Genomic DNA, 16,832 nt, shown 5'->3' with positions numbered 1-16,832 from the left:
TAAATTTAAATAAGAACTAAATATCATATTTTACAAGAGACTTTATATCATAACCCTGCAATTTGTCTTTTCCATTAAGCTCTGTTAATTCAATTACAAAGTTTAAGGAAACAACTTCTCCACCCATTTGCTCTATAAGTTTTGTTACTGCTACAACTGTCCCACCCGTCGCAAGTAAATCGTCGACTATCGCTACTTTTTGTCCAGGCTTTATTGCATCTTTATGAATTTCAAGTTTATCCGTGCCATATTCAAGGGCATACTCAATTTCTATTGAGTCATAAGGTAACTTACCAGGTTTTCTAACTGGTACAAATCCTGCGCCAAGAGCATAAGCCACTGGTACACCGAATAAAAACCCTCTTGCTTCTGGTCCCACTATAACATCTATTTGCTTATCTTTTAAATATGCTACCATACCATCTATAGTGTACTTAAGTGCATTACCATCTTGTAGTAACGTAGTTATGTCTTTAAAACTGATACCTTTTTTCGGAAAATTTTCTATTATTCTTATACTATTTTTTAAATCCACAGTTATTCCCCCTAAAGTAAAATCAAGGTATATACTTCCACTTATATAAGTGGGAGACTTTCCTTCTAAATTGTCGTTAAAATACGAGACTATTTTTTAGTTCATTATCTAAGTACTTTGATATCTGTAGTGCTCTATTTTTATCTGTGGTAATAAATAACTCAACAACAATTTTAGCATTATCCATTCTTCCAACAGGATTAATTGTAGGCATTACCTTTAATGCCAATTTCAATACTGTATCTTCATTAATAATCTTAATATTATGAGTTTTTAGAAGTGCACAAATTCCATAATTATTGGTGCACTTTAATTGCTTTATACCTTCCTCTGCGATTATTTTATTTTCACTTTCAAGCTTTGTTTTACTATAACTAGTACCTATCATTACCAAATCCATATATTTATTTATGGACTTCATCTTGTAGTAAGACGAAATTGCTTGCGCTAGTTTAAATGTAAGCCCTGAAGCACATAATCCCTTGAATGGATAATTGCAACCCCTCTGTTGTGGATCCACAACAATAGTGTCAGGAACGTTTTTAATAGGTTCGTGAAAATCTGTGACTATAACATCAATTCCTATGTATTTACATGATTCTATTTCACTGATAGAATTGATTCCACAGCCTAATGTTATTATAAGTCCTGGTCCTAAATATTTTATATGATTATTAATATCTTTTTCATTTAAATCACGGTTTTCACTTAGTTCACTTGGTATAAAATACTCAACATCAGCATTTACAAACTTCAGTACTAGCATCAATAAAGAAATTGCCGTAATACTATCCACATCATAAAAACCATAAAGGACAATTTTTTCTCTCTCATTTATAGCTTTGACAACTCTATATAATGCAGCTTCCATTCCTTTTAATAAAAATGGATTATACATATTGTAATCTATATAGCTATTTTTATTCATTTGCATGTTTTTAAGATAATCCAGCATAAAAGCTCCCCAAAGTTAATAAAAAACACATTGGTATAATTTAAATTAGTTTTTTTAATAAATACAAAAGTATTATATTCCAATGATTCCCTACTCAATAATTGATTTTAAATTTTCTAATTTCCTTTTATAAAAATAAAAAGCAAAGAAGTAATTAATACATCATACTTCTCTGCTTTAATTTTTAACCATTTGAAACAATCCTTAGCTTAGTTATCTGTTACATATTAGTAATCTTAAGCAGCTTAGACTGTTGCTTTCTTACTTCTTTTTTTAAGCAACACCCAAACAGGACTTGCTATAAAAATTGAAGAATAACATCCAACTAATATACCGATTATTAATGGTAAACTAAGCTCTCTTATAGATGGTACAAATATATATACCGCAATTATAGTAAATAAAGTTGTAGCAACTGTATTTATTGATCTTGCCATGGTTTGTGTAATACTGGCATTAGTAATATCTTCTATAGACGCTTTCCTCATATTCTTTTGATTTTCTCTTATTCTATCAAATACAACAATAGTATCATTAATAGAGTAACCAACTATAGTCAGAATAGCCGCTATAAACGTTGCGTTTACCGGTATTTGGACTACTGCATACACTCCAACCATAATTAGAATATCATGTAGTAATGCAATTATGGCTGCAACTCCGAATTTAAATTCAAATCTTAATCCTATATACGCTAGCATACAAATCATAGCAATAATTAAGCCCCTCATAGCTTTTGTCTGTAATTCACTACCAACAGACGCGCCTATCGTATCTTGTGCAGTTAATTCACTAGCTTTAAACTCTTTCTTAATTTCTTTTAGCATGGTTGCTGTTTCATCAGCAGAAAGAGCATCACTTTTTATGGTTATTTCCAAATCCTTACCATCATCTAATGTTTTTGATAAGTATTCACCCTTTGCGTGCTTATCAATTATTTTATCTACATCGGCTTTTTTAAATTCCTGCTTCATATTTATAGTAAGTGCTGTACCACCTTTAAAATCTATACCTAAGTTTAGCCCCTTTGTTACCATGAACCCCATTCCTATTACAATTATGAATAGAGACATAGCAAACCATAGTTTTGTTTTTTCAACTATTTTTAGCATATGCTTACCCCCTTTTTACGCCAAAATGAGATGTCTTACTTAGTAGTCCCATTTCGACAGCTAATTTTAATAAGAATTTAGTGCTAGTAAGTGCTGTAAATACACTTATACCTATACCAATCATCAATGTAAGTGCAAACCCTTTAACTGTGCCTGTTCCAACTGTATATAGAACTAAGGCGGCAATTATAGTTGTGATGTTTGAATCTAATATTGATGACAATGCTCTATGAAAACCAGCATCTACAGAGGCTTTTATTGATTTTCCGGTTTTAAGTTCCTCTCTTATTCTTTCAAATATTAACACATTAGCATCTACTGCCATACCAACTGTAAGTAAGAATCCCGCTATCCCTGCAAGTGTCAAAGTGGCATTAATGGCTGAGAATGCTCCAAGAACTAAAACCACATATAAAATTAAAGATATACCTGAAATCATACCTGGTACTCTATAATATAAAAGCATAAATATTAATATAACTAATATTCCTATAGCTCCAGCCTTCATACTTAATGGCAATGCATTTTTACCTAAAGTAGCTCCAACTGTTTTAACGGAAACAGCTTTTAAAGTTACAGGCAATGCTCCTGATTTAATAATTTGAGATTTTGTTGTAGCTTCTTCTAATGTCTTGGTTCCTGAGATCATAGCCTTACCGTCTGTTATAACTGAGTCTACTGTAGGATCTGTTAGCACCTCATCATCCATATAAATAGTAATTGACTGTCCTAAAAACTTCTTTGTAGCTACTGCAAATTTATTCTTCCCTGATTCCTTAAGTTCAAGCCCTATAGTAGGTTTATTATCTTGACCTATGTATGCAGTAGCATCTTTTACATCTTTACCAGTAAGAATTGTCACTTTATCAGGACCAACAAATTTAAGCTCTCCTGATTTTGCAACAGTATCAAGAATTTCTTTAGAATCGAATTTTCCTGGTATATCAATTCTAATTCTATTATCACCTTCTTTGGCAACTAGTGTCTCACTAACTCCCATTTTGTTGACTCTCATAGATATAAGTTCAATTGTTGTGTCCAATGTTTTTGAATCAACCTTCCCACCTTGAACTTCTTCTAAGACAGAAATTCCACCCTGTAGATCTAACCCTTTATTTATTGTTTCAGTAAATGGTTTAAACCTATAATTTCCTATTTCAAGTCCATAGAAACCTGCAAATGCCAATACCCCCACAACTAAAACACTAGTCAGAAAAAGCATCATACTTTTTTTCTTTTTCATCTTTATCACCCCTTCGCTGCATATTCATAAGTGAATTATATTATAATTAACTAATTTAGTCAATATTTGTCAAAATAATTCTACTTATTCATAGTTTTTGATTTTAAAGCTATAGCACATTCTATCCTTTTCTTTTGCATCTTGCATCCAAGTTCATAAGGAATATGCATATCTCCGTTAAAGTTAAAGTTATTTGCTTGGCATCCCCCACTACAATAAAATTTGGCCCAGCACTGCATACATGTAGGTTTGTTGTAAATATGTGCTTCTTTAAACTCTTGCACAATTTTTTTATTAGTAATTCCATTATATATATCGCCCAGTATATAATCTTTATTACCAACAAATTGATGGCAAGGATATATTTCTCCTTTAGGGGTAACTGCTATATATTCATGACCCGCTCCGCATCCAGAAATTCTCTTATAGACGCATGGTCCACCTTTTAAATCTATATTAAAATGGTAAAATTTAAATTCATTTCCATCCTTATGTCTCTGAAGCATATCCGTATATAATTTATCATATTGCTCAAAAATGACTGGTAAATCTTCTTCTCTAATTGAAAGTTCATGTTCCTTTGGTAACACTACTGGTTCTATAGATATTTCTTTAAACCCTAAATTTGCCATATGTTTTACATCTTCAAAAAAGTCAGTATTTCCTCTGGTAAAGGTTCCCCTCGCATAATAAGCTTTTGACTTATCTCTCATATCAACCATTTTTTTGATGTTAGGAAGTACTCTATCATAGGAACCGCTTCCATCAACTCTTACTCTAACCTTATCATTAACAGATTTTCTACCATCTATGCTAAGTACTATATTGCCCATATTTTCATCCATATATTTCATGATTTCATCATTAAGTAATGTAGCATTAGTTGTCATTGTAAATCTTATACTTTTTTTATATTTTTTCTCTTGCACTTTAGCATATTCCACTACTTCTTTTATCATATCAAAAGCCATGAGTGGTTCTCCACCAAATAAATCTATCTCAATGTTTTTTCTCGTTCTAGATTTTTCCAGAACAAAATCTATTGCTTTCTTTCCAACTTCCGCTGACATTACTTCTCTAGCGCCATGATACTCACCCTCATCAGCAAAACAGTATTTACATCTTAAATTACAATCGTGTATTACATTAAGACATAAAGCTTTTATGTACGACTCCGCTTGTCCACTTTCTTTTGCAATTGATTCATATAAATCTTTTGTGTATAGCATTTCTTCCTGTATTAAACTTTGAATTTCACTATACGCTTCCTCAATATCTTCTACATTATATTTATCTTTTAAACTTTCTATTAACTCTTCTTTTTCCCCAAGGGAAACCTCATCTAAAAGATCATAAACTATTTCATCGACTACATGTAGCGCTCCAGAATTTACATCTATTACGTAGTATTCTCCATTTTGGATATATTTATGAATTAATGACAATTTTATTCCTCCTAACAAATTTAAAGCAGTAACCTTAAGTTACTGCCACATTAATATTATTCGTTTTCACAAGCTAAGTTTGCTACTGTGCAAGAAGTTTTACATGCTGATTGGCATGAATTAGCACATTCTTTGCATCCTGGTTTTTTCAAACTTTCTTTAATGCTTGATTTGTTTATAGTTCTTATATGTTTCATTATTATTCCTCCATATCGTAAAGTTTCTGCATAATTATATCATAATATCTTAGCTAAATAAAGTATTCTTATAGATTTATTCCAAGCATTCCTGAAAAAGCACCTGTGCCTAGAGCTAAAGCTGTTCTTACTACTTCCCTCATACCTATAGCAGTGCTTCCACCACCAACTACTTTAACTAGGTATAAAACTAACATGTAAGTAGCTGCCACCATGATACCCATTAGCCAACCTTTTTCTCCAGCTTTTTTTGCAGCAAATACAGATCCATAAAGCACACTGACTAATGTTATTACAATGTAAAAAACGGATGTTACCTTCATGCTAGCTGGTAAAAAGGTTGTTATTATAGAATAAATCACTAATATAATTAAGGTTAAAATTGCAGCCCTAAATACTCCTTCTGCAGCATAAGAATATTTTTTTTTGTTTTCCATGTATATCCCCCCTTACTATAGATTTCAATATTGTTTTCATTGAAATCTATAGTATTAATTATGATTAAAAAGGGGGGTTTATTACTAATTTTCTACTTTTTCTCTACTACTTCATCACTGTTTAAATTTATAACTGTGCCTATTCCACTTTTTGATAATTTAATTCTAGCTCTGTCTGGACCACTTTCCAATATAATGTAGTCATCTTGAATGTTGATTATTTTTCCCATTATACCGCCCTTAGTCATTACTTCATCATTTAATTTTAAATTATTTAAAAGTGTAGCATATTTTTTCTTTCTTTTGTTTTCTGGTATAAATACTACTAGATAAAATACCGCAAGCATTAACACTATAGATATTAAAGAACCGAATTGTCCCATTTATGTTCCCCTCCTTTCAATAAATTTTTTTTAAACTTATAATAAAATAATTTCCCATAAACTTAATCCCTAAAGAACCACAACATCCCTTAGTACATTTATAGGTTAATCATATTATAGTAAATAATTATATTTACTCATTCCACTGAGCAAGTTTCTCAGCCTTAAACTCTTCAAAACAATCATTATCAATGGCATCCCTAATGTCTTCCATAAGTTTATTATAAAAATATAGATTATGAAGCACGCAAAGCCTCATGGCGAGCATCTCTTTTGCCTTAAATAAGTGTCTTATATAGGCTCTTGTATAGTGCCTGCAAGCAGGACATTGACATCCTTCATCAATCGGAGCGCTATCCAGCTCAAATTTAGCATTCATTATATTTATTTTACCATCACTCGTAAAAACATTTCCGTGCCTACCATTTCTTGCTGGCAATACACAATCAAAAAAGTCTACTCCCCTAGATACTGCTTCTAAAATATTACTTGGATATCCCACTCCCATAAGATATATTGGTTTATCCTGTGGTAAGTGTGGAACAACTGCATCAATGATTCTGTACATCTCTTCATGAGTCTCCCCTACTGCAAGTCCTCCTATAGCATAACCATCTAGGTTCATTTTACTAATTGTTTTAGCATGTTCTGTTCTGATATCCTCACAAATACCACCTTGATTTATTCCAAACAACATCTGTTTGTTATTTATGGTGCCCTCAAGAGAATTTAATCTATCCATTTCAGTCTTACATCTAATTAGCCATCTTGTAGTTCTTGCTACTGAGTCTTCTACATATTCTCTAGTAGATGGGTTTGATATACATTCATCAAAAGCCATGGCAATAGTAGATCCTAAATTGCTTTGTATCTGCATACTTTCTTCTGGCCCCATGAATATTTTTTTCCCGTCAATATGTGAATTAAAGTAAACTCCTTCTTCTTTAATTTTCCTCATTTTAGATAGAGAAAACACCTGAAACCCACCGGAATCTGTAAGAATAGGTCTATCCCAATTCATAAATTTATGAAGTCCTCCCATTTGCTTTATAACCTTATCTGTTGGCCTTAAGTGCAAATGATAGGTATTAGATAATTCTACTTGGCAGTTGATTTCTTTTAAATCCATAGTGGAAACAGCGCCCTTAATAACTGCCTGAGTTCCCACATTCATAAATACAGGTGTTTGAATAGTTCCATGAGGTGTTGTAAACTCACCACGTCTTACTTTACCACTTTTCTTAAGTAATTTATACATATTTACCCTACTTTCTATACAATAATTAATATAAAAACATTGCATCTCCAAAACTAAAGAATCTATATCTTTCTTTTACTGCCATATCATATGCACCCATAATTAAATCTTGGCCCGCAAAAGCGCTAACTAACATTATTAACGTGGATTCTGGCAAATGAAAATTTGTTATTATTGCATCAACAATTTTGAATTTATATCCTGGATAAATAAATATATCTGTCCATCCGGATTTTTCCTCTACTCTGCCATTATCATCTGCTATACTTTCGAGTGTTCTATTAGATGTAGTACCTACTGCAATTACTCTGCCACCCGTCTCTTTTACTTCATTAATTATCGCTGCTGCTTCACTACTAAGCATATAGTACTCTGAATGCATTTCATGTTCTTCCACTGTTGCGGCTTTTACAGGTCTAAAAGTACCCAGACCTATATGAAGTGTTACAAATACAATTTTAACACCCTTAGCTTTAATTTGACTTAGCAACTCATCTGTAAAATGGAGTCCTGCAGTAGGGGCTGCTGCAGATCCTGCAGCTCTTGAAAATACAGTCTGATATCTTTCTTTATCTTCTAATCTTTCAGTTATGTATGGTGGTAGCGGCATCTCTCCGAGTTTATCTAAAACCTCTTCAAAAATTCCTTCGAATTCAAATTCCACTATTCTACTTCCACCCTCAGAAACACTCATGACTGTTGCCTTTAGTTCTCCATTTCCAAAAACAAACCTAGCTCCAATCTTTGCTTTTTTACCCGGTTTAACTAAGGTTTCCCAGTGATTAACATCTATTCTCTTTAGGAGCAGGAATTCCATTTTACCTCCTGTTTCCTCTTTCATTCCTAAAAGCCTTGCTGGTAAAACTCTGGTGTCATTTAGCACTAAGCAATCTCCTGGGTTTAAATACTCTATTATATTTTTAAACTGTTTGTGCTGTATTTCCTTATTTGTTTTATTAACTACCATAAGCCTTGACTCATCCCTTTTTTCAACTGGATGTTGAGCAATAAGCTCCTTTGGTAAGTCAAAATAAAAATCCTTTACTTTCAAAAAAACTACATCCTTTCTTTAGCAAAAATCATTCAAACTTCATCATTAAATACTGTGAATTGTTTTAGATTTTTATGCTTATTCTATTTTTTAAAAGGCCTATTCAAATGTTGATAAGCCTTATTAGAAGCCATCCTCCCCCTTGGGGTTCTTATTATGAATCCTTTTTGAATTAAATAAGGTTCATAGACATCTTCTAAAGTTCCTAATTCTTCTCCTATAAAATAAGATAAGGTCTCTATGCCTACTGGTCCCCCATTAAAATTATCTATAATAGCTTCAAGCATTTTATTATCTATTCTATCAAATCCTTCGTCGTCTATTTCAAGAAGTTCACAAGCAGACTTTGCTAAATTCAAATCAATAATTCCATTCCCCTTAACATCACAATAATCGCGAACCCTCTTAAGCAAACGATTAGCAATTCTCGGAGTGCCTCTTGAACGTCTTGCAACTTCAATTGCAGCATCTTCCGTAATATCTACTTTTAAAATAGATGCAGAACGAATTACTATCTCTTTTAACTCACCTTGCGTATAATATTCCATGGCGCTTAGCACACCAAATCTATCACGAAGAGGTGCTGTTAATAGTCCAATCCTGGTAGTTGCACCAATAAGTGTGAACTTAGGCAAATCTAGTCTTATAGATTTTGCTGAAGCTCCTTTTCCAATTACAATATCTAAAACATAATCCTCCATAGCAGGATATAATATTTCTTCTACAGCTCTATTAAGTCTATGTATTTCATCAATAAAAATAACATCATAATCGCTCAAACTAGTTAAAATAGCTGCCAAATCCCCTGCTCTTTCAATCGCGGGCCCGGAGGTTACTTTTAAGTTACCCTTCATTTCCTTTGCAATAATGTTGGCAAGTGTTGTCTTACCAAGCCCAGGAGGACCATATAAAAGCACATGATCAAGAGCTTCTTCCCTATTTTGAGCTGCTTTAATGAATATATTTAATTTTTCTTTAATCTTTGGTTGACCAATATACTCTCTAAGTTTTTGGGGTCTTAGCGAATACTCTGCTTCCATATCTTCTTCAATGACCGATGAAGTAATAATTCTTTCCTCAATATCATCCATAGTGTACTCCCACCTTAGTTCATCAAATATTTCAAACAATCTTTAATCATATTTTCAAGTGATTGTTCTTTACTTATAGCTTTTAATGCTTTTTCTGCTTCCTTTTCAGAATATCCAAGGGAAATAAGCGCTCCTAAAACCTCTATAAGTTTTCTATCATCTTCTAAATTACTACCTGAAATTTGTGATAAAGTGTTAGCTGCTGACTGTTCAATATGAATTTTTTCTCTGAGCTCTAGAATTATTCTTTGAGCAATTTTCTTGCCTATTCCAGGTGCCCGTATTAAAGTTTTTTCATCTCCCGACACAATCGCATATTTTAAATTTGTAACACTGCAAATAGAAAGTAATGATAAGCCAGCTTTTGACCCAACTCCATTTATACTAATTACAAGGCTAAACATCTCTATCTCTTCTTTTGTTAGAAATCCGTATAGTCCAATAAAATCTTCTCTAACAATTTGTTTTATATATAATAATACATGCTCGTTAGTTTTGGGCATCTTTGCCATAGTACTTCCAGAGGTATATATTTTGTAACCCATGCCGTTATTATCTACTACAATATAGTCCTTATTAATGCCTACAAAAATTCCATTTATATATTCGTACATATATTTCCTCCTTGATGCTTTCTTCGTGAATATAAATTATTAATTGCTATCATCACATTTTTATAAAGGCTACATAACACTTTACCACCTAAACGGTATTAATTCAATAATTAAGATGCATGAAAATAAATAATAAGCCAAAAAACCTTAAGAAATACATTTTTCTTAAGGTTTTAGTACATATTTTTTTATTTCACATTAGGATGTTAAGACTTTAATAAACCCCTAGCATAATCAAAAGCCTTTTCGGGTGTTTTAAATTCTCCTTTTTCATATTCGGCGCTTTCTTCCGCATCCTTACTACCATCACTGTCTTTACTATATTTTCTACCGCGAATTAGGTCATCCACCAAGCCATCTTTCTCTTTCAAATCACCTATCTTGACATATTGTAATTCCCCTTTGTCTCGAGCTTCAAAGTCATATTTCTGCTGTTTACCATTTGCTATATAAACATTTGAATTAAATAGTTTATGAGCTGTTATGTCTCCATTTTCATCTGTTTTATAAATTGTTACAAGGTCCTCATATACTCCCAAAAAATACCTGTTAGCATTGTAACTGTACCTATTACTATTATTAACAAAAACTATTTCATCATTACTCATACTAAAAACTGTGTAACCTTGGTTTTTAAAAAATTCATTAAGTTCTAACTGTGTTTTTTTGTTTAGCACATCCGAACCATTAAATTGTTTTTCGAGCACCATATTTCTAACTTCATTGTCTTTATATCTAATCTTAAACATAAATTTTGTATCCTGAGATACCCTAACCAATTTAGTATTCACGGACGTTTGCATTAAATTATTTTTGTCATTATCATTAATACTTTTCGCAGTGAATTTTAAATATGGCAATTTGCCACAAGCTTCAAGCTTTAAATCATTTTTATTCATATAGTGATTAAGAGAATAGTTAGCACCAACGAAAGTTATTAAAATTATTGTAAATATTGAATATAAAATTTTTCTGTTTTTCATATTACCACTCCTTATTTGAAATTATGTCCATATAAGGGGGTATTCATTCAATAAATTGAAAAATATAACTTAAATATCAATTTCCTATAATCATAAAGGTGAAATGTATGTATCAATGAGACAGATAGTATATAATAAATTTTACAGACCCTTAGTTTATGTAATTAAATCATCTCCTTCGGAGCTGCAATATTAATATATACCTTGAAAGGAGTTTATTATGACGATTTATAGATTATCAAATGATTTAGTATTCCCAGATCCATCTCTAAGCGACGCGGATGGACTTTTAGCCATTGAAGGCGACCTATCTCCCGAGAGATTACTACTTGCGTATTCTAATGGAATATTTCCATGGTTTTCAGAAGACGAGCCTATACTTTGGTGGTCACCTGATCCAAGATTTATTGTTTATCCAAAAGATATTAGAATTTCACATTCTATGAAAAAACTACTTAAAAAGAGTACATATAGGGTTTCCTTTGATACTTGTTTCAGAGATGTTATATGTAATTGTTCTAATACAAGAAAAGAAACAGGTACATGGATTACAAATGAAATGATTGAAGCTTACTGCAAGCTTCACGAACTCGGCTATGCCCATTCAGTGGAAACCTGGTACAAAGATAAGTTAGTTGGTGGATTATACGGCATAAGTATAGGAAAATGTTTTTTTGGTGAATCAATGTTTTCAACTATGGATAATGCCTCTAAGGTAGCCTTTACTACTCTAGGCAAATCATTGGAAGAAAAAGGATTTTCTATGATTGACTGTCAGGTTCATACAACTCATTTGGAAAGTTTAGGAGCAGTTTATATTCCAAGAGAAAAATTCTTGGAACTTATGAAAAAAGAAATTTCAATAAACCCTTTAAAATTGTGCTTTTAAGTTGCACAATTCCTTAATTATTCAAGCTCTAAAACTTCTTACAAACAGAAACACTGAAGCAGGTAAGTTGTATAATGAAATGACCGAAGAGTAACAAAAAATAAAGACTCAAGAGAAATACTCTTGTATAATGTTAAGTGACTAAACCAACATATACGGGAGGATTTCAAATGAGTCAATTAGATTTTATCACACAGAGCAGAAAAGGTAAACACATAACATACGAGGAACGCATAAAGTTAGAAGCTTTACACAAAATGGGACTTAATTCAACTCGTATTGCGGAGCAAATAGGTGGGCGTTCAGAACGTACAATAAGGCGTGAAATTGCTAAAGGAATTGTAGAACTATTGAATAGTGACTTAACCACTCGCATGGAATATAGCGCAGAAATTGGGCAGTCAGAGCATGACAAACAAGGTACCGCTAAAGGTCCTGCATTAAAAATAGGAAAAGATCATAAATTGGTGAAGTACTTAGAAAAAGCTATTGGTATAGATGGCGAATCTCCGTATGCAGCTATTCAAAATATCACAAATAAAGATCTACAATTTGAAACAACTATTTGCTTCAAAACTGTGTATAACTATTTGGATAATAATTTGTTTTTAAATATAAGTAACAAAGATCTGCCTGTTAAAAAGAATGCTAAAAAGAGAAACTATAAAAAAATAAGATCAGCGTATAACAATACCAAAGGAACTAGCATATCGGAGAGACCTGCAGCGGTAGCTGCACGTGATGAGATAGGCCACTGGGAAATGGACACTGTAGTTGGCAAACAGGGTACAAAAACTGTCTTGATGGTGTTAAGTGAAAGAGTAACTCGTAAGGAGTTAGTCTTTAAAATACCATCTAAATCACAGGCGGCTGTCGTGAAAGAATTGGACAAATTGGAGCGTAAAATGGGAATGTTATTCTCGAAAACATTTAAAACAATCACCTGTGATAACGGCTGTGAGAACCTTGATTTCGAGGGTATTGAGAACTCAGTAAGAAATAAACGAAAGAGAACTAAAGTGTATTATGCTCACCCATATAGTTCATGGGAGCGAGGCACAAACGAAAATATCAATAAAATGATACGACGATTTATCCCAAAAGGTGTGGATATTTCAGCATTCTCTAAAAAACAAATTATGCGAATACAGCACTGGATCAACAATTATCCAAGAAGGATTTTCAACGGTTTATCTGCCAATATGATGGAACAGAAAACCATTACAACTTAACATTATATTTTTCTTGAAAATTTCGGACATTTTATATTGCAATCTACACAGAAACACTGAAGCATGGAAACGCATTGACAAACTCCAAGTATTATAATATGATTAAATAAATATTGCTTAGGTACTTTTGTCACCGGATAAATGTACTGAAATCATAAGCGTTAGGAATTCATGCCGTTAGGTCTTAGGGTATGAATCGCCTAATGCTTTTTTTTGTTAGGAGGATTATAGTATGAAAACTAAAATTAATACAAGCATTAAACATAAAATAATTAATAAAAAGGGGATATGTAAAAGTATGAAAACAAAAACTAATACAAGCATTAATAAATTATTTTTTAAATATGTGTTGTTAAATGTAATCAGCATGATAGGGTTGTCTTTCTACATATTGGCAGATACGATATTTGTATCAAGAAATATGGGTAATAACGGTTTAACTGCATTGAATTTAGTATTGCCTATTTATAGTCTTGTGAATGGTATCGGTTTAATGCTCGGCATGGGAGGTGCCATAAGGTATTCCATCCTCTGCGGAGAGGGAAATTTCAAAAATGCAAGCAAGACCTTTACGCAAACCATCTATATGGCTCTTGCCTTTGGGTTCCTATTTACGGCAGTCGGAGCATTCTTCTCTGGTGATATTGCGAGACTGCTAGGTGCTGATGCAGAGGTAATGCCAATGGCAAGTTCATACCTAAGAACAATACTGCTATTTTCCTGTGCTTTTATGGTAAACACTGTGATTGTTTGTTTTGTACGGAATGATAACAATCCGAAGCTCTCGATGATTGCCATGCTTGCAGGAAGCTTTGGCAATGTCATTCTTGATTATATTTTTATATTTCACATGAATCTTGGTATGTTCGGCGCCGCATTTGCGACAGGTCTTGCCCCTATCATAAGTATTGGCATACTGTCTATCCATCTTATACAGAAGAAAAACCGTTTTAAATTAGTAAAAACATCCTTACAAAAGAAGTATGTAAAAAAAATATTTTCGCTCGGATTACCGTCTTTGTTCACCGAGGTATCTTCAGGACTCATTATACTTTTGTTCAATATTGAAATTTTAAATCTCATCGGAAACATCGGCGTTGCAGCATATGGAATTATCGCTAACCTTGCTTTAATTGTTGTCGCTGTTTTTACTGGTATTGCACAGGGTATACAACCCATTTTGAGTATAAATTTCGGTACAGGAAATAAAGACAATATAAAGAAAGTATTCAGATACGCTGTGATACTTGCATTTTGTATTGGCTTCGCTTTCTATATTGCAGGGGCGGTTTACCCGAATGTTATTATCCAACTGTTTAACAAGGAGTATAATGCTGCGCTTGCTGATATGGCGACACAAGGTATAAGGCTGTATTTTATTTCCTTCTTCTTCATGGGTTTTAATATTCTAACGTCTTCATTTTTTGCTTCTATTAATCAACCTGCAAAAGCATTTACCGTTTCTCTTGCAAGAGGTTTTATTACTGTTATCCCTTTGATTTTCATTCTTCCGCATTTTCTGCAAATGACAGGAGTTTGGTTAACTATTCCGTGTGCAGAAGTGATTACCTTATTGTTGAGCTTATTCCTTATAAAGAATTATCTCAAAGATGATATTTCTATGCATCCGCCAATTTGACATACTATCACGCTCCATTCGATAGCTTTTATTTTATTACAAAAACAAAAGCTATCGAATATTATACAATATACACTATAGAGTCAGAATCTAAAAAAAGTGAACGGCACCCTGCACGTTGTGCAGGGTGCCGTTCATAATATAATAGTGCAGTCTTTTATTATGTTAGAAATCAACACTACTCTTAATAGTATGCTACCATCTTATCTTTGGTAAAGAATACTAAGTAAAATATTCAATTATTGCCTGCTTAAAATTATTATTTATAAGTTCTGAGATATAATTTTTAATATCCTCGCTGTCTGGTTTTTTATAGACATATTTGAATTTTCCATACGGCCCCCATTTCAATTGCCTTTTTTCTTCATTCAGATCAAGCTTAGTATTTTTAAATCGTTGAACTATCAACTCCTTTGCCGCTTTAGTAAATCTATGTTGAATAAGTTCAAAGCTTACTTCCCCAGTATAATCACCTAGTGCTATTTTTAGTGTTTCAAATAACTCCTTATATTCCTCACGCCAATTATCATATATCATGATAGGTGCAATTATGAATCCTATTGGATATCCAGCAGCAGCAATTTTTTTAACTGCGTCTATTCTCTCCTTAAAACTAGAAGTATTGTGTTCGAAATTATCTATTACATAACGCGAATTTAAAGTAAATCTGAATTTTGTGTGCTTGTTATGTTTTAGCTTTAAAAATGGATCAACATCATTAAATTTCGTTACAAGCCTCAATCTACCATTGGAACTTTCTCCAAAGAACTCTATGCATCTTTTTAAGTTCCCACTTAAGTGTTCAAGCGCAATGGGATCTGTTATACTTGCACATTCAAAGGTTGTAATATTCGGCTTGTTATCCTCTATATAAGTTTGTATATTCTCTAAAATTTCTTCAATATTCATAAAAATCTTCATGAAAGGTTTTTCACCTTGAGTAGTCTGAAGATAGCAATATTCACAATTTGCAGGGCATGAACTTGATAGTGAAAATTGATAATCAGCAGATGGTTTGCAACTCGATAATTTTTTTTGACCGTTTATCGTAAAAAGAACAACCTTTTTAGACATTGCATAATTTTTTTCAGGTGATCCACAATCTATTATTACTCTTTTAGAATTAACTATGGGTACCTTTAAGCTTTCTAAGTGCTCTATAACTTTTTTTGCTGCATCATATTTCAGAACTTTAGGATCTATATATGCAATGTCTGGTATAAATAACTCCATTATCCTCACCTCATAAGTATTATTTTATTAAACAAAGTTATTTATACATCTCAGCTCCTTTATAGTCTTCCTTATTTCTTATTTCTTATTTCTTACTTATTATCACTTAAAAGCACACAATAATTATTGCACCTACTGATTCCATAATAAAACCGCGGTTTTATATTTACCATAGTAACCAAAATATAGGGAGAACGGTATAATAAATATATACCGTTCTCCCTATGTTTCAGTGATTTTACAAACTTAATATTTTCTATCTAGTGTTGTATTTATTGATCACCTTATTTTTTAATTTTTTCCCAAGGGTTTCTCCTATAAATCTATCAATCATTTCTTCCTTAGTAGCTTTACCTTCTACAAATATGTTAAATTTCTTGCAAAGCTTGCCTAGGTCCCCTTTACTTATATCACAAGTCTTAATAAAGCTTTTTGCAGTTTTAACACTAGTCATAGCTATTATACGTTTATACATTTCATCATTAGTCATGGATGCACCTCAAATTTCTTATTTATCAAATACATTATATCATCT

18 protein-coding genes are annotated in these 16,832 nt (G+C 32.4%); 3 read left to right on the top strand and 15 right to left on the bottom strand.

The window, feature by feature from the left end:
* Window positions 1–16 precede the first annotated feature (16 nt).
* The 13 genes from ACWJJ2_RS03055 to ACWJJ2_RS02995 all read right to left on the bottom strand — a co-directional run bounded on the left by ACWJJ2_RS03055 (window position 17) and on the right by ACWJJ2_RS02995 (window position 11,304).
* Entirely contained in the window at window positions 17–535 is a 519-nt protein-coding gene (locus tag ACWJJ2_RS03055; RefSeq protein WP_165412768.1) for an adenine phosphoribosyltransferase, read from the bottom strand.
* A 76-nt stretch (window positions 536–611) separates the two neighbouring features.
* Window positions 612–1,490 carry a DHH family phosphoesterase gene (locus tag ACWJJ2_RS03050; protein WP_216302789.1) on the bottom strand — a complete coding sequence of 293 codons (879 nt, stop codon included), beginning with the start codon at window positions 1,488–1,490 and terminating at the stop codon, window positions 612–614.
* A 245-nt stretch (window positions 1,491–1,735) separates the two neighbouring features.
* Window positions 1,736–2,602: a protein translocase subunit SecF gene (gene secF / locus ACWJJ2_RS03045; RefSeq protein ID WP_462952967.1), complete on the bottom strand. Its 867-nt coding sequence runs from the start codon at window positions 2,600–2,602 to the stop codon at window positions 1,736–1,738.
* A gap of 4 nt (window positions 2,603–2,606) precedes the next feature.
* The gene (gene secD, locus ACWJJ2_RS03040; protein ID WP_216302787.1) at window positions 2,607–3,845 is read right to left on the bottom strand and encodes a protein translocase subunit SecD; all 1,239 of its coding nucleotides are present in this window, start codon (window positions 3,843–3,845) and stop codon (window positions 2,607–2,609) included.
* Between the two features lie 80 nt (window positions 3,846–3,925).
* Window positions 3,926–5,290 (bottom strand): thioether cross-link-forming SCIFF peptide maturase, encoded by a 1,365-nt coding sequence (gene scfB, locus ACWJJ2_RS03035; protein ID WP_462953814.1) that lies wholly within the window; start codon window positions 5,288–5,290, stop codon window positions 3,926–3,928.
* 56 nt (window positions 5,291–5,346) lie between these two features.
* Window positions 5,347–5,487 carry a six-cysteine ranthipeptide SCIFF gene (scfA, locus tag ACWJJ2_RS03030; RefSeq protein ID WP_165412773.1) on the bottom strand — a complete coding sequence of 47 codons (141 nt, stop codon included), beginning with the start codon at window positions 5,485–5,487 and terminating at the stop codon, window positions 5,347–5,349.
* Between the two features lie 68 nt (window positions 5,488–5,555).
* Entirely contained in the window at window positions 5,556–5,924 is a 369-nt protein-coding gene (locus tag ACWJJ2_RS03025; protein ID WP_165412774.1) for a TIGR04086 family membrane protein, read from the bottom strand.
* A gap of 92 nt (window positions 5,925–6,016) precedes the next feature.
* Window positions 6,017–6,307 (bottom strand): preprotein translocase subunit YajC, encoded by a 291-nt coding sequence (gene yajC, locus ACWJJ2_RS03020; RefSeq protein WP_165412775.1) that lies wholly within the window; start codon window positions 6,305–6,307, stop codon window positions 6,017–6,019.
* A 133-nt stretch (window positions 6,308–6,440) separates the two neighbouring features.
* Window positions 6,441–7,565 carry a tRNA guanosine(34) transglycosylase Tgt gene (tgt, locus tag ACWJJ2_RS03015; protein ID WP_216302785.1) on the bottom strand — a complete coding sequence of 375 codons (1,125 nt, stop codon included), beginning with the start codon at window positions 7,563–7,565 and terminating at the stop codon, window positions 6,441–6,443.
* 25 nt (window positions 7,566–7,590) lie between these two features.
* Complete coding sequence (gene queA / locus ACWJJ2_RS03010; protein WP_216302784.1) at window positions 7,591–8,616, bottom strand: tRNA preQ1(34) S-adenosylmethionine ribosyltransferase-isomerase QueA; 1,026 nt, start codon at window positions 8,614–8,616, stop codon at window positions 7,591–7,593.
* Between the two features lie 83 nt (window positions 8,617–8,699).
* Window positions 8,700–9,698, bottom strand: coding sequence for a Holliday junction branch migration DNA helicase RuvB (ruvB, locus tag ACWJJ2_RS03005; protein ID WP_216302839.1), 999 nt, complete (start codon window positions 9,696–9,698; stop codon window positions 8,700–8,702).
* 23 nt (window positions 9,699–9,721) lie between these two features.
* A complete protein-coding gene (gene ruvA / locus ACWJJ2_RS03000; protein ID WP_165412779.1) occupies window positions 9,722–10,321 on the bottom strand; it encodes a Holliday junction branch migration protein RuvA in 600 nt (199 codons plus the stop codon).
* 206 nt (window positions 10,322–10,527) lie between these two features.
* Window positions 10,528–11,304, bottom strand: a complete 777-nt coding sequence (locus ACWJJ2_RS02995; protein ID WP_216302783.1) for a hypothetical protein — start codon at window positions 11,302–11,304, stop codon at window positions 10,528–10,530.
* A gap of 220 nt (window positions 11,305–11,524) precedes the next feature.
* Here ACWJJ2_RS02995 and aat point away from each other — a divergent pair, with 220 nt between their 5' ends.
* The 3 genes from aat (at window position 11,525) to ACWJJ2_RS02980 (ending at window position 15,064) form a co-directional block, all read left to right on the top strand.
* A complete protein-coding gene (gene aat, locus ACWJJ2_RS02990; RefSeq protein ID WP_220319536.1) occupies window positions 11,525–12,193 on the top strand; it encodes a leucyl/phenylalanyl-tRNA--protein transferase in 669 nt (222 codons plus the stop codon).
* A 170-nt stretch (window positions 12,194–12,363) separates the two neighbouring features.
* Window positions 12,364–13,425 (top strand): IS30 family transposase, encoded by a 1,062-nt coding sequence (locus tag ACWJJ2_RS02985; protein ID WP_462953225.1) that lies wholly within the window; start codon window positions 12,364–12,366, stop codon window positions 13,423–13,425.
* Between the two features lie 232 nt (window positions 13,426–13,657).
* A complete protein-coding gene (locus ACWJJ2_RS02980) occupies window positions 13,658–15,064 on the top strand; it encodes an MATE family efflux transporter (protein ID WP_253198152.1) in 1,407 nt (468 codons plus the stop codon).
* Between the two features lie 222 nt (window positions 15,065–15,286).
* Here the strand turns inward: ACWJJ2_RS02980 and splB are convergent, their stop codons facing one another.
* Together splB and ACWJJ2_RS02970 are read right to left on the bottom strand one after the other, a co-directional pair.
* The gene (splB, locus tag ACWJJ2_RS02975) at window positions 15,287–16,297 is read right to left on the bottom strand and encodes a spore photoproduct lyase (protein ID WP_216302781.1); all 1,011 of its coding nucleotides are present in this window, start codon (window positions 16,295–16,297) and stop codon (window positions 15,287–15,289) included.
* A 256-nt stretch (window positions 16,298–16,553) separates the two neighbouring features.
* On the bottom strand, window positions 16,554–16,787 hold the full coding sequence (locus ACWJJ2_RS02970) for a hypothetical protein (RefSeq protein ID WP_165414612.1): 234 nt from the start codon (window positions 16,785–16,787) through the stop codon (window positions 16,554–16,556).
* Window positions 16,788–16,832 lie beyond the last annotated feature (45 nt).

It is taken from the genome of Clostridium sp. CM039, from assembly GCF_055081075.1.
Note: the sequence above shows the minus strand (reverse complement) of the source record. Positions and strands in the feature narration are given on the sequence as shown.

What these genes read in the sequence shown, in the direction of transcription:
- ACWJJ2_RS03050 (WP_216302789.1), bottom strand. Translation starts at nt 1,490, where the DNA reads ATGCTGGATTATCTTAAAAACATGCAAATGAATAAAAATAGCTATATA.
- secF (WP_462952967.1), bottom strand. Translation starts at nt 2,602, where the DNA reads ATGCTAAAAATAGTTGAAAAAACAAAACTATGGTTTGCTATGTCTCTA.
- secD (WP_216302787.1), bottom strand. Translation starts at nt 3,845, where the DNA reads ATGAAAAAGAAAAAAAGTATGATGCTTTTTCTGACTAGTGTTTTAGTT.
- scfA (WP_165412773.1), bottom strand. Translation starts at nt 5,487, where the DNA reads ATGAAACATATAAGAACTATAAACAAATCAAGCATTAAAGAAAGTTTG.
- ACWJJ2_RS03025 (WP_165412774.1), bottom strand. Translation starts at nt 5,924, where the DNA reads ATGGAAAACAAAAAAAAATATTCTTATGCTGCAGAAGGAGTATTTAGG.
- yajC (WP_165412775.1), bottom strand. Translation starts at nt 6,307, where the DNA reads ATGGGACAATTCGGTTCTTTAATATCTATAGTGTTAATGCTTGCGGTA.
- tgt (WP_216302785.1), bottom strand. Translation starts at nt 7,565, where the DNA reads ATGTATAAATTACTTAAGAAAAGTGGTAAAGTAAGACGTGGTGAGTTT.
- ruvA (WP_165412779.1), bottom strand. Translation starts at nt 10,321, where the DNA reads ATGTACGAATATATAAATGGAATTTTTGTAGGCATTAATAAGGACTAT.
- ACWJJ2_RS02995 (WP_216302783.1), bottom strand. Translation starts at nt 11,304, where the DNA reads ATGAAAAACAGAAAAATTTTATATTCAATATTTACAATAATTTTAATA.
- aat (WP_220319536.1), top strand. Translation starts at nt 11,525, where the DNA reads ATGACGATTTATAGATTATCAAATGATTTAGTATTCCCAGATCCATCT.
- ACWJJ2_RS02985 (WP_462953225.1), top strand. Translation starts at nt 12,364, where the DNA reads ATGAGTCAATTAGATTTTATCACACAGAGCAGAAAAGGTAAACACATA.
- ACWJJ2_RS02980 (WP_253198152.1), top strand. Translation starts at nt 13,658, where the DNA reads ATGAAAACTAAAATTAATACAAGCATTAAACATAAAATAATTAATAAA.
- splB (WP_216302781.1), bottom strand. Translation starts at nt 16,297, where the DNA reads ATGGAGTTATTTATACCAGACATTGCATATATAGATCCTAAAGTTCTG.
- ACWJJ2_RS02970 (WP_165414612.1), bottom strand. Translation starts at nt 16,787, where the DNA reads ATGACTAATGATGAAATGTATAAACGTATAATAGCTATGACTAGTGTT.